The organism is Pseudomonas sp. 22526, assembly GCF_052044735.1.
GTDB classification, from domain to species: domain Bacteria; phylum Pseudomonadota; class Gammaproteobacteria; order Pseudomonadales; family Pseudomonadaceae; genus Aquipseudomonas; species Aquipseudomonas piscium.
This window is the reverse complement of record NZ_JBQENK010000002.1, coordinates 68,688-81,409: the sequence shown is the minus strand read 5'-3', so window position 1 is coordinate 81,409 and position 12,722 is coordinate 68,688. Positions and strand designations below refer to the sequence as shown.

The following is a 12,722-nucleotide window of genomic DNA, read 5'->3' as shown; positions in this document are numbered from 1 at the left end:
GGATTTTGTAGGAGTGCATCGTGCGTAAGTTGACTCAATTGGTTCTCCTGGCGACTGTCCTGGTAGCAGGCCCGGCCTTCGCCGACATGAAAATCGCCGTACTGAACTATCAGATGGCTCTGCTGGAGTCCGATGCTGCAAAGAAATACGCAGTGGATGCCGAGAAGAAGTTCGGCCCGCAGTTGAACAAGCTGAAAACCCTGGAAAGCAGCGCCAAGGGCATCCAGGATCGTCTGGTTGCCGGTGGCGACAAGATGCAGCAAGGCGAGCGTGAGCGCCTGGAGCTCGAATTCAAGCAGAAAGCCCGCGACTTCCAGTTCCAGTCCAAGGAACTGAACGAAGCCAAGGCCGTTGCCGATCGTGAAATGCTCAAGCAGCTGAAGCCGAAACTCGACAGCGCCGTGGAAGAAGTCATCAAGAAAGGTGGTTTTGACCTGGTGTTCGAGCGTGGTGCAGTGATTGATGTCAAACCTCAGTACGACATCACTCGCCAGGTTATCGAGCGCATGAATCAGCTGAAGTAACCCATGACAGCGACTATAAAGCTCGGCCAGCTGGCCGAGTTCCTCGGAGCCACCCTGCGTGGCTCCGCAGAGAAAGAAATCACTGGGCTAGCCACCTTGCAGGAGGCTGGCCCAGCTCAGTTGAGCTTTTTGGCAAATCCCCAATACCGTAAGTATCTGGCTGACAGCCAGGCAGGAGCCGTGCTGCTGAAGGCGGCGGATGCCGAAGGTTATGCCGGTGATGCCTTGGTAGTGGCCGACCCCTACCTGTCGTATGCACGGATTTCCCACCTGTTCGATCCCAAGCCCAAGGCGCCAGCCGGTATTCATCCGACTGCGGTCATTGCCGAGGATGCTGTGGTCGACGCGGCTGCCAGTATTGGCGCGTTTGCGGTGATCGAGAGCGGTGCGCAAATCGCCGCGGGTGTCACGATCGGTGCTCATTGTTTTATCGGTGCTCGTTGCCAGATTGGCGAGGGCGGCTGGCTGGCTCCACGTGTGACGCTTTACCACGATGTGCGCATCGGCAAGCGCGTGGTCATTCAGTCCGGTGCGGTGCTCGGCGGCGAAGGTTTCGGTTTCGCCAACGAGAAGGGCATCTGGCAGAAGATCGCGCAGATTGGTGGCGTCACCATTGGCGATGATGTCGAGATCGGCGTGAATACCGCTATCGATCGCGGTGCGCTGGCCGATACCGTCATTGGCAATGGCGTGAAGCTGGATAACCAGATTCAGATCGCTCACAACGTCCAGGTCGGTGATCACACCGCCATGGCGGCCTGTGTCGGTATTTCCGGCAGCACCCGGATCGGCAAGCATTGCATGCTCGCCGGCGGTGTCGGGCTGGTTGGCCACATCGATATTTGCGACAACGTTTTCCTGACCGGGATGACCATGGTGACCCACTCGATTACCGAGCCGGGCTCCTACTCTTCCGGTACAGCCATGCAGCCTGCTGCCGAGTGGCGCAAAAGCGCGGCACGCATCCGTCAGCTCGATGATCTCGCGCGACGCCTGCGACAGCTGGAAAAGCGCGTAGGGGACGTGACCCCCGACGGTAAAGCTTCATCAGATGGCTGATACCATTTCCATATCAAGTGTGCACAGCCGTTAGACTGCCTCCTTGATTTGCTAGAGGAGTGTGCGTTAGTCGCGCGCTCCCAATCTTTACTACAGGCTTCCCCCCGAAATGATGGACATCAACGAGATTCGCGAATACCTGCCTCACCGTTACCCGTTCCTGTTGGTGGACCGGGTGGTGGACCTGGATGTTGAAGGCAAGTGCATTCGTGCCTACAAGAATGTCAGCATCAACGAACCTTTCTTCAATGGTCACTTCCCCGCGCATCCAATCATGCCGGGCGTGCTGATCATCGAAGCCATGGCTCAGGCTGCGGGCATCCTTGGTTTCAAGATGCTGGACGTGAAGCCGGCCGATGGCACCCTCTATTACTTCGTCGGTTCCGACAAGCTGCGCTTTCGCCAGCCGGTACTGCCGGGCGACCAGTTGATCCTGGAAGCCAAGTTCATCAGCTGCAAGCGCCAGATCTGGAAATTCGAATGCCAGGCTTCGGTCGACGGCAAGCCAGTCTGCTCCGCTGAAATCATCTGTGCGGAACGCAAACTATGAGTTTGATTGACCCTCGCGCAATCATCGATCCGACGGCCATTCTGGCCGACGACGTTGAGGTTGGCCCGTGGTCGATCGTTGGCGCCGGTGTGGAAATCGGCGAGGGTACGGTGATCGGGCCGCATGTGGTGCTCAAAGGCCCGACCCGGATCGGTAAGCACAATCGTATCTACCAGTTCTCCTCGGTAGGCGAAGACACTCCCGATCTTAAGTACAAGGGCGAGGAAACCCGCCTGGTGATTGGTGACCACAACGTCATTCGTGAAGGCGTGACCATTCACCGCGGCACAGTCCAGGATCGTTCCGAGACCACCCTCGGCGATCACAACCTGGTCATGGCCTACGCCCATATCGGTCACGACAGCGTGATCGGCAACCATTGCATCCTGGTCAACAACACAGCGTTGGCCGGCCATGTGCATGTGGACGACTGGGCCATCCTGTCCGGCTTCACCCTGGTTCACCAGTACTGCCATATCGGCGCCCACAGCTTTTCCGGCATGGGGACGGCGATCGGCAAGGATGTTCCGGCCTTTGTCACCGTCTTCGGCAACCCGGCCGAGGCCCGCAGCATGAACTTCGAGGGCATGCGCCGTCGTGGTTTCAGCGAGGACGCGATTCACGCCCTGCGTCGAGCCTATAAGGTGGTATATCGCCAGGGTTTGACCGTCGACCAGGCGCTCGCCGAGCTGGCAGAGGCTGCTGCACAATTTCCCGAAGTCGCGGTATTTCGTGACTCGATCCAGTCTTCGACTCGCGGCATCACCCGTTAATCATGAGCAAACTGCGTATTGCGCTGGTGGCTGGCGAAGCTTCCGGCGACATTCTTGGCGCCGGTTTGATGCGCGCGCTCAAGGCCCAGCATCCCGCCGTTGAATTTATCGGTGTCGGTGGCCCGCTGATGCAGGCCGAAGGGCTGACTTCCTATTTCCCGATGGAGCGCCTGGCGGTCATGGGGCTGGTGGAAGTCCTGGGGCGCTTGCGCGAACTGCTGGCCCGGCGCAAGAAGCTGGTTCAGACCCTGATCGCCGAGAAACCGGACGCGTTCATCGGCATCGACGCCCCCGATTTCAACCTGAACATCGAACTCCAGTTGCGTCAGGCCGGCATCAAGACCGTGCACTACGTCAGCCCTTCGGTCTGGGCTTGGCGGCAAAAGCGCGTGCTGAAGATCCGCGAAGGTTGCGACCTGATGCTGACGCTGTTCCCGTTCGAAGCCAAATTCTATGAAGAGAAGGGCGTGCCGGTGCGGTTCGTCGGGCACTCCCTGGCTGACGCCATTCCGTTGGAGGCCGATCGGGCCGCGGCTCGCGCTGAACTGGGCTTGCCCGGGGGGGCGCTGGTGGCCCTGATGCCGGGCAGCCGTGGCGGCGAAGTCGGGCGCCTGGGGGCCTTGTTCCTCGATGCGGCGCAACGCCTGCGTGCCTTGCGTCCTGGGGTGCGTTTTGTCATGCCTTGCGCGAGCCCCGAGCGGCGCGTTCAGCTGGAAGAGCTGCTGGCCGGTCGCGACCTGCCGCTGACCCTGCTCAACGGTCAGTCGCATCAGGCGCTGGCGGCTTGCGACGCGGTATTGATCGCCTCCGGCACCGCGACCCTTGAGGCACTGCTGTACAAGCGCCCGATGGTCGTCGCCTATCGCCTGGCGCCGCTGACCTTCTGGATTCTCAAGCGCATGGTCAAGAGTCCATATATTTCCCTGCCGAACCTGCTGGCCCAGCGCCTGCTGGTTCCCGAGCTGCTGCAGGACGACGCCACTGCAGAGGCCCTGGCCCAGACCTTGTCGCCCTTGATCGAAGATGGCCAGGAGCAGACTCGCGGGTTTGACGAGATCCATCGCACCCTGCGCCGGGATGCCTCCAACCAGGCGGCTGAAGCGGTGTTGAACCTGATTGGCAAACCGGCATGAGTAACGAAAAGATGCAGATGGGACTGGATTTCTCGCTGGTAGCCGATGCTGAAGACCTGGTGGCCGGTGTCGACGAAGTAGGGCGCGGCCCCTTGTGCGGCGCAGTGGTCACGGCTGCGGTCATTCTCGATCCGAACCGGCCGATTCTCGGCCTGAACGACTCGAAGAAGCTCACCGAGGCCCGTCGCGAGAAGCTCTACGACGAGATTTGTGAGAAGGCCCTGAGCTGGTGCATTGCCCGCGCCGAAGTCGAGGAAATCGACGAACTGAATATCCTGCATGCCACCATGCTGGCCATGCAGCGCGCGGTAGAAGGGCTGAGCGTGACCCCGAAACTGGCGATGATCGACGGTAATCGTTGCCCGAAGCTGTCGATGCCTGCCGAAGCCGTGGTCCAGGGCGATAGCAAGGTGCCGGCGATCGCCGCGGCGTCGATTCTGGCCAAGGTCAGCCGGGATCGCGAGATGGCGGCGTTCGAGCTGATCTACCCCGGTTATGGCATCGGCGGACACAAGGGTTATCCGACGCCCGTTCATCTGGAAGCACTGGCCCGCCTGGGGCCGACGCCGATTCACCGGCGTTCGTTCGCGCCGGTGCGCCAAGCCTACGAAGCCCGTGAGAACGCGGGCGAGATTCAGTCCTGAGGCTGATGTTTTAGCCAAGGCCCGGTACAATCCGGGCCTTGTTGTTTTTGCGCTCATTACAGGATCACTATGCCGGCTTCATTCGTTCATCTACGCCTGCACACTGAATATTCCCTGGTTGACGGTCTGGTGCGGATCAAACCGCTGGTCAAGACGTTGGCCGGCATGGGCATGCCCGCGGTGGCGGTTACCGACCAGAACAACATGTGTTCCCTGGTCAAGTTCTACAAGGCATCCATGGGCACCGGGATCAAGCCGATCTGTGGCGCCGACCTGTGGCTGTCGAACAAGGACCCCGAGAATCCACTGAGCCGCATCAGCCTGCTGGTGATGAACGCCATGGGCTATCGCAACCTGACCGAGCTGATTTCCCGCGGCTTCATCGACGGCCAGCGCAATGGCCAGATCATCATCGAGCGCGAGTGGGTGGCCGAGGCCGCCGAAGGCCTGATCATGCTCTCGGCCGCGAAAGAGGGCGAGATCGGTATCGCCTTGCTCTCTGGCGACCTGCAAGAAGCGGAAACCCTGGCCCGCGAGTGGATGACGGTGTTCCCGGAGCGCTTCTATCTGGAAGTGCAGCGTACCAACCGTCCCAACGACGAAGAGCAGCTGCACGCAGCCGTGGCCCTGGCGGACAAGATCGGCGCGCCGCTGGTGGCGACCAACGATGTGCGCTTCATCAAGCGCGAAGACTTCGAGGCCCATGAAACCCGGGTCTGCATCGGTGAAGGCCGCGCCCTCGACGACCCGCGCCGCTCGAAGAACTACAGCGATCAGCAGTACCTGAAAAGCGCCGAGGAAATGGCCGAGCTGTTCAGCGACCTGCCCGAGGCCCTGGAAAACACGGTCGAGATCGCCAAGCGCTGCAATATCGAAGTGAAGCTGGGCAAGCACTTCTTGCCTGACTATCCGATTCCCGATGGCATGACCATCGATGAATATTTCCGCAAGGTTTCCTTCGACGGGCTGGACGAACGTCTCAGCGTGCTGCTGCCCAAGGACACCACCGAAGACTATGAAGCCAAGCGCCAGGTGTATGTCGACCGGCTGAATTTCGAACTGGATATCATCATCCAGATGGGATTCCCCGGTTACTTCCTGATCGTTATGGACTTTATCCAGTGGGCCAAGAGTAACGGAGTGCCGGTAGGACCTGGCCGGGGCTCGGGTGCCGGCTCCCTGGTGGCCTACGTGCAGAAGATCACCGACCTCGACCCACTGGCCTACGACCTGCTGTTCGAACGTTTCCTCAACCCGGAACGGGTTTCCATGCCCGACTTCGACGTCGACTTCTGCATGGACGGTCGTGACCGGGTTATCGACTATGTGGCCGAGAAATATGGCCGTAACGCGGTAAGCCAGATCATCACCTTCGGTTCCATGGCCGCGAAGGCTGTGGTGCGGGACGTGGCGCGGGTTCAGGGCAAGTCTTACGGCCTGGCTGACCGTCTGTCGAAGATGATCCCCTTCGAAGTCGGCATGACCCTGGAAAAAGCCTACGAGCAGGAAGAAATCCTGCGCGACTTCATCAAGGTCGATGAAGAAGCGGCGGAAATCTGGGAGATGGCGCGCAAGCTCGAGGGCGTGGTGCGTAACGTCGGCAAGCACGCCGGCGGCGTGGTTATCGCCCCGACCAAGCTGACCGACTTCTCGCCAATCTACTGCGACGAAGCCGGCGACGGCCTGGTAACCCAGTTCGACAAGGACGACGTCGAGGCCGCCGGCCTGGTGAAGTTCGACTTCCTCGGCCTGCGGACCCTGACCATCATCAAGTGGGCGATGGAGACCATCAACCGTGAGCAGGTGAAAAACAACCTGCCCGACGTCAACATCGACTTCATCCCGCTGGACGACAAGAAGACCTACGAGCTGCTGCAGAAGGCCGAGACCACCGCAGTGTTCCAGCTCGAATCCCGAGGCATGAAGGAGCTGATCAAGAAGCTCAAGCCTGACTGCCTGGAAGACCTGATCGCACTGGTAGCCTTGTTCCGTCCTGGTCCGTTGCAATCGGGCATGGTGGACGACTTCATCAACCGTAAGCACGGTCGCGCCGAACTGGCCTATCCGCATCCGGACTACCAGTACGATGGCTTGCGGCCGGTACTGGCGCCGACCTACGGCATCATCCTGTATCAGGAACAGGTGATGCAGATTGCCCAGGTGATGGCTGGCTATACCCTTGGCGGGGCCGACATGCTGCGTCGTGCCATGGGTAAGAAGAAACCCGAGGAGATGGCCAAGCAGCGCGGCGGCTTCATCGAAGGTTGCGCCAACAACGGTATCGATGCCGACCTGGCGGGCAACATCTTCGACCTGGTGGAAAAATTCGCCGGCTACGGCTTCAACAAATCCCACTCGGCCGCCTATGGGCTGGTGTCCTACCAGACTGCATGGCTCAAGACGCATCACCCGGCGCCTTTCATGGCGGCGGTACTGTCCGCGGATATGCACAACACCGACAAGGTGGTGGTGCTGATCGAAGAAGTGCGCAGCATGAAGCTGCGCCTCGATGCGCCGGATGTGAACAGTTCCGACTTCAAGTTCACCGTCAACAACGACGGCCGCATCGTCTATGGCCTGGGCGCGATCAAGGGCGTGGGCGAGGGGCCGGTGGAGGCGATCGTCGAGGCCCGTGCCGAAGGTGGTCCGTTCAAGGACCTGTTCGACTTCTGCGGCCGGGTCGACCTCAAGCGCATCAACAAGCGTACCCTCGATGCGTTGATCCGCAGTGGGGCCCTGGACCGCCTGGGGCCGTACTTCCACGACGAACTCAAGGCCTACCAGGCCAACATCGACCGCAACCGCGCGGTGCTGTTGTCGGCCCTGGAGGAAGCGGTCAAGGCGGCCGAGCAGACTGCACGGACCGCCGACAGTGGTCACGCCGATCTGTTCGGCGGGGTCTTTGTCGAAGAGGATGCGGATGTCTACGCCAATCATCGCAAGGCCAAGGAACTGACCCTCAAGGAACGCCTGAAAGGCGAGAAAGATACCCTCGGGCTGTACCTGACCGGGCACCCGATCGACGAATACGAAGGTGAGATCCGGCGTTTCGCCCGCCAGCGCATCGTCGACCTGAAGCCGGCGCGCGATACCCAGACCGTCGCGGGCATGATCATTGCCCTGCGGGTCATGAAGAACAAAAAGGGCGACAAGATGGGGTTCATCACCCTTGACGATCGTTCCGGGCGGATCGAGGCTTCGCTGTTCGCCGATGCCTTCCATTCGGCCCAGTCCCTGCTGCAGACCGACGCGATGGTGGTGGTCGAGGGCGAGGTCAGCAACGACGACTTCTCCGGCGGCCTGCGCCTGCGGGTCAAGCGGGTGATGAGCATGGAGGATGCCCGCACCAACCTGGCGGAAAGCCTGCGCTTGAAGGTGCATACCGAAGCCCTCAAGGGCGATCAGCTACGCTGGCTGGGGGAGTTGTGCAAACGCCATCGCGGCGCTTGCCCGATCTCCATGGAGTACACCAAGGAGGACGCCAAGGCCTTGCTGCAGTTCGGCGAAGCCTGGCGGATCGACCCGGCGGATGCCTTGATTCAAGCCCTGCGTGACCAGTTCGGGCGAGACAACGTCTTCCTCCAATACCGTTGACGGTCAGGCGCCATAAAAGTGCGCCGATCTCGACCCGAATTTTTAATCTCGACCTGAACGCGCCTCTCCCTTAAGGTAGGGCGCGAATAGACAACCGGCCGGCCCAAGCTCTCTTGGACGTCGACCCAAGACGGACGCCTATGAACCCGAATTTTCTTGATTTCGAACAGCCGATCGCCGACCTGCAAGCCAAGATCGAAGAGTTGCGCTTGGTCGGTAATGACAATTCGCTGAATATCGGCGATGAGATCTCCCGCCTGCAAGACAAGAGCAGCACCCTGACCGAGGACATCTTCGGCAAGCTGACCAGCTGGCAGATCGCACGCCTGGCGCGTCACCCGCGTCGTCCGTACACCCTGGACTACATCGAGCACATCTTCACCGAGTTCGACGAACTGCATGGCGACCGTCACTTCTCCGACGACGCCGCGATCGTCGGCGGTGTTGCCCGTCTGGACGACCAGCCGGTCATGATCATCGGTCACCAGAAAGGCCGTGAAGTGCGCGAGAAAGTCCGTCGCAACTTCGGCATGCCGCGTCCTGAAGGCTATCGCAAGGCCTGCCGCCTGATGGAAATGGCCGAGCGCTTCAAGATGCCGATCCTGACCTTCATCGACACCCCGGGCGCCTACCCGGGCATCGACGCCGAAGAGCGCAACCAGAGCGAGGCCATCGCCTGGAACCTGCGGGTCATGGCGCGCCTGAAAACCCCGATCATCGCCACCGTGATCGGTGAAGGTGGTTCCGGCGGTGCGCTGGCCATCGGTGTCTGCGATCAGCTGAACATGCTGCAGTATTCCACTTACGCGGTGATCTCGCCGGAAGGTTGCGCCTCGATCCTTTGGAAAACCGCCGAGAAAGCGCCGGATGCCGCCGAAGCCATGGGCATCACCGCCGAGCGCCTGAAAGGCCTGGGCATTGTCGACAAGGTCATCGGCGAGCCACTGGGTGGCGCGCATCGTGATCCGGCTGCCGCTGCCGCGCTGATCCGCGCCGAGCTGACTTCCCAGTTGGCGATGCTCAAGAAGATGGATAACGACACCCTGCTGGCGCGTCGTTACGATCGCCTGATGAGCTACGGTCTCTGACAGATCGACGCTCCTTGTAGGGGCGGGCTTGCTCGCGAAATGGGCGCCTCGGCCAATCAGGTCGAGGCTTTTCAGGCACTGCGAGCAAGCTCGGTCTCTACTCAGGATCCGATCCATTCATGAGCCCATTCGATACAGCCCTTACGCAAAAACTGCTGCAACGCCTCCTGCCCTGGCTGGATCGATCGGCCTGGCGCATCGCGTTCTCTGGTGGCCTCGACTCCACCGTCCTGCTTCACCTGCTTGCCCAACTCGGGCAGCGACACAAACTTCCCCCTTTGACCGCCATCCATGTGCATCACGGCCTTCAGGCTGCGGCTGACGCCTGGCCGGAGCATTGTCGAACCCAGTGCGAGGCTTTGGGAGTGCCGTTGCAAATAGTGGCGGTGCAGGTGCAACCGGGGGCCAGTCTCGAACGCGCGGCGCGGGAAGCGCGTTATGCCGCGTTCGAAGAGGCTACCGGCGGTAATGAACTGTTGCTGACCGCCCAGCACCGTGACGATCAGGCGGAAACCCTGTTGTTTCGTCTGCTGCGTGGGGCCGGGGTCAGGGGGCTGTCCGCTATGCCGGCGTCGCGTGCGCTGGGGCAGGGGTATTTGCTGCGGCCCTTGCTCGATGTCTCCCGCGACGAGCTGGAGCGTTATGCCCGTGATCACCAGCTGCGCTGGATCGACGACCCCTCCAACCAGGATCGGCAGTTCTCCCGTAATTACCTGCGCCATCAAGTATTCCCATTGCTGACCGCTCGCTGGCCACAGGCTGCCAGCAGCCTGGCGCGCAGCGCGGCGCATTTGCGCGAGGCCCGGGAGTTGCTGGATGAGCTGGCGATCATTGATCTGCAAGAGGCGGCTCTGGGTGCCGAATTCGAGTGGCTAGGGTTACCGTCCCTGGCGCTGGCGCCTTTGGTCGGCTTGTCGGAGGCGCGTCAGCGCAATGCCCTGAGTCACTGGCTGAGCCAGTTCACGACGTTGCCCGACAGCGGCCACTGGGCGGGCTGGCAGACGCTGCGCGATGCCGCGGGCGACAGCCGTCCGGTATGGCTGCTGGGGCAGGGCGAGTTGCAGCGGGCGGCAGGGCGCGTCTGGTGGTTGTCGGATAGCTGGCTGCAACCCGTGCTGTCTGCACCGGGTTGGGTCGATACCGCTGCGCCTCTGCCGCTGCCGGGTAATGGTCAATTGCAATTCATCGGTGGCGCGCCGCAAGGGCCCTTGCAGGTGCGTTACCGTCAGGGCGGCGAGGTGATGCAACTGCCCGGACGCGGCCACCGCGACCTCAAGCGCTTGCTCAACGAGGCGGGTCTGCCTGCCTTCGTCCGTGGCAGATTGCCGCTGCTGTATCGAGGCGAAGAATTGCTCGCGGTGGCGAACCTGCCAGGTCTTGACGCAAATGCCCATGAAGGCTGGCAATTGCATTGGCAGCCGCCTTCGAGCGATCAAGGTTTGAGCTGAAAGTCCCTTTCCGGTAGACTACGCTCCCTTCTTGATACAACTTCTGTGGATTCGCCTGAATTGCAGGAGTTGCCGATTACCAAGCAGTCTTTGCTGGGCGATTCCAAAAAATGTGTAGCGAGCAACGTACCGGTGTTTTCTCTTCCGGTCTGTCCCAACGCGGCGGTTTTTTTGAAAGGTGCACTGTGATTAATGCAGGTGATCGGGGGCTTCGGCCTTCCTTCGCTTTCCCCGGCGGCTCGGACCGCTTTAACGCAGACTTCTAGGGTTTTTCATGACGCGCTACATATTCGTCACGGGCGGTGTTGTTTCTTCATTGGGGAAAGGCATTGCCTCGGCTTCATTGGCGGCCATCCTGGAGGCGCGGGGACTTAAGGTCACCATGCTCAAGCTGGACCCGTACATCAACGTCGACCCGGGCACCATGAGCCCGTTCCAGCACGGTGAAGTGTTCGTCACCCACGACGGCGCCGAGACCGACCTGGACCTGGGCCACTACGAGCGGTTCATCCGCACGACCATGACCCAGAACAACAACTTCACCACCGGTCGTGTCTACGAGCACGTGCTGCGCAAAGAGCGCCGTGGTGATTACCTGGGCGCCACCATCCAGGTGATTCCGCACATCACCGACGAGATCAAGCGTCGCATCATCAAGGGCGCCGGCGATGCCGACGTGGCCCTGGTGGAGATCGGCGGCACCGTGGGTGACATCGAGTCGCAACCTTTCCTCGAGGCCATCCGCCAGCTGCGCGTCGAAGTCGGTTCCAAGCGTGCGATGCTGATGCACCTGACCCTGGTTCCGTACATCGCCACCGCTGGCGAGACCAAGACCAAGCCGACCCAGCACTCGGTGAAAGAGCTGCGCTCCATCGGCCTGCAGCCGGATGTGCTGATCTGCCGCTCCGACCACCCGGTGGACGTGTCCTCGCGTCGCAAGATCGCATTGTTCACCAACGTTGAAGAGCGTGCGGTGATCTCCCTGGAAGACGTCGACACCATCTACAAGATCCCGGCCGTGCTGCACGCCCAGGGTCTGGACGATTTCGTCGTCGAGCGTTTCGGCCTGCAATGCAACGGTGCCGATCTGTCCGAGTGGGAAAAAGTGGTCGACGCCAAGCTCAACCCCGAGCACGAAGTCACCATCGCCATGGTCGGCAAGTACATGGAACTGCTGGACGCCTACAAGTCGCTGATCGAAGCGATGAGTCACGCCGGCATCACCAACCGCACCAAGGTCAACCTGCGTTACATCGACTCCGAAGACATCGAGAACCAGGGCACCGCGCTGCTCGAAGGCGTCGATGCGATCCTGGTTCCAGGCGGTTTCGGCCTGCGTGGCGTGGAAGGCAAGATCACCGCCGTCCAGTACGCTCGCGAAAACAAGGTGCCTTACCTGGGTATCTGCCTGGGCATGCAAGTGGCCGTGATCGAGTTCGCTCGTAACGTCATGGGTTGGAAAGACGCCAACTCCACCGAGTTCGATCGCGCCAGCGGTCATCCGGTCGTCGGCCTGATCACCGAGTGGGCTGATGCCACCGGTGCCGTCGAAACCCGTACCGAAGCTTCCGACCTGGGCGGCACCATGCGTCTCGGCGCTCAGGAATGCCTGCTCGAAGCCGGCTCCAAGGTGCACGATTGCTACGCCAAGGACGTGATCGTCGAGCGTCACCGTCACCGCTACGAAGTGAACAACAACCTGCTGCCGCAGCTGATCGACGCCGGCCTGAAGATTTCCGGTCGTTCCGGCGATGGCGCGCTGGTTGAAGTGGTCGAGGCGCAGGACCATCCATGGTTCGTCGCCTGCCAGTTCCACCCTGAGTTCACCTCGACGCCACGTGACGGCCATCCGCTGTTCAGCGGCTTCGTCAAGGCGGCTTTGGCTCAACACCAGAAGAAGGCGTAACCC

Annotated in this window: 10 protein-coding genes; all 10 read left to right on the top strand. The window is 61.1% G+C overall.

The features are described from left to right. Nucleotides 1-20 precede the first annotated feature (20 nt). The 10 genes from ACTJKT_RS02760 to ACTJKT_RS02715 all read left to right on the top strand — a co-directional run bounded on the left by ACTJKT_RS02760 (nt 21) and on the right by ACTJKT_RS02715 (nt 12,719). Nucleotides 21-524: an OmpH family outer membrane protein gene (locus tag ACTJKT_RS02760; RefSeq protein ID WP_007924063.1), complete on the top strand. Its 504-nt coding sequence runs from the start codon at nt 21-23 to the stop codon at nt 522-524. Between the two features lie 3 nt (nt 525-527). Further along, complete coding sequence (gene lpxD / locus ACTJKT_RS02755; RefSeq protein WP_097302083.1) at nt 528-1,583, top strand: UDP-3-O-(3-hydroxymyristoyl)glucosamine N-acyltransferase; 1,056 nt, start codon at nt 528-530, stop codon at nt 1,581-1,583. Nucleotides 1,584-1,692: 109 nt separating this feature from the next. Next, the gene (gene fabZ, locus ACTJKT_RS02750) at nt 1,693-2,133 is read left to right on the top strand and encodes a 3-hydroxyacyl-ACP dehydratase FabZ (protein WP_007924058.1); all 441 of its coding nucleotides are present in this window, start codon (nt 1,693-1,695) and stop codon (nt 2,131-2,133) included. After that, nucleotides 2,130-2,906 carry an acyl-ACP--UDP-N-acetylglucosamine O-acyltransferase gene (gene lpxA / locus ACTJKT_RS02745; protein WP_025806631.1) on the top strand — a complete coding sequence of 259 codons (777 nt, stop codon included), beginning with the start codon at nt 2,130-2,132 and terminating at the stop codon, nt 2,904-2,906. Before fabZ ends, lpxA begins: the two co-directional genes overlap by 4 nt. A gap of 2 nt (nt 2,907-2,908) precedes the next feature. Then, nucleotides 2,909-4,039, top strand: coding sequence for a lipid-A-disaccharide synthase (lpxB, locus tag ACTJKT_RS02740; RefSeq protein WP_440786110.1), 1,131 nt, complete (start codon nt 2,909-2,911; stop codon nt 4,037-4,039). An 11-nt stretch (nt 4,040-4,050) separates the two neighbouring features. Further along, nucleotides 4,051-4,683: a ribonuclease HII gene (gene rnhB, locus ACTJKT_RS02735; RefSeq protein WP_081251597.1), complete on the top strand. Its 633-nt coding sequence runs from the start codon at nt 4,051-4,053 to the stop codon at nt 4,681-4,683. 69 nt (nt 4,684-4,752) lie between these two features. Continuing rightward, nucleotides 4,753-8,277, top strand: coding sequence for a DNA polymerase III subunit alpha (gene dnaE, locus ACTJKT_RS02730; protein WP_440786109.1), 3,525 nt, complete (start codon nt 4,753-4,755; stop codon nt 8,275-8,277). Nucleotides 8,278-8,417: 140 nt separating this feature from the next. Further along, entirely contained in the window at nt 8,418-9,365 is a 948-nt protein-coding gene (locus tag ACTJKT_RS02725; protein WP_053277647.1) for an acetyl-CoA carboxylase carboxyltransferase subunit alpha, read from the top strand. 119 nt (nt 9,366-9,484) lie between these two features. Next, nucleotides 9,485-10,813, top strand: a complete 1,329-nt coding sequence (gene tilS, locus ACTJKT_RS02720; RefSeq protein ID WP_440786108.1) for a tRNA lysidine(34) synthetase TilS — start codon at nt 9,485-9,487, stop codon at nt 10,811-10,813. Nucleotides 10,814-11,087: 274 nt separating this feature from the next. Further along, on the top strand, nt 11,088-12,719 hold the full coding sequence (locus tag ACTJKT_RS02715) for a CTP synthase (protein ID WP_007924045.1): 1,632 nt from the start codon (nt 11,088-11,090) through the stop codon (nt 12,717-12,719). Nucleotides 12,720-12,722 lie beyond the last annotated feature (3 nt).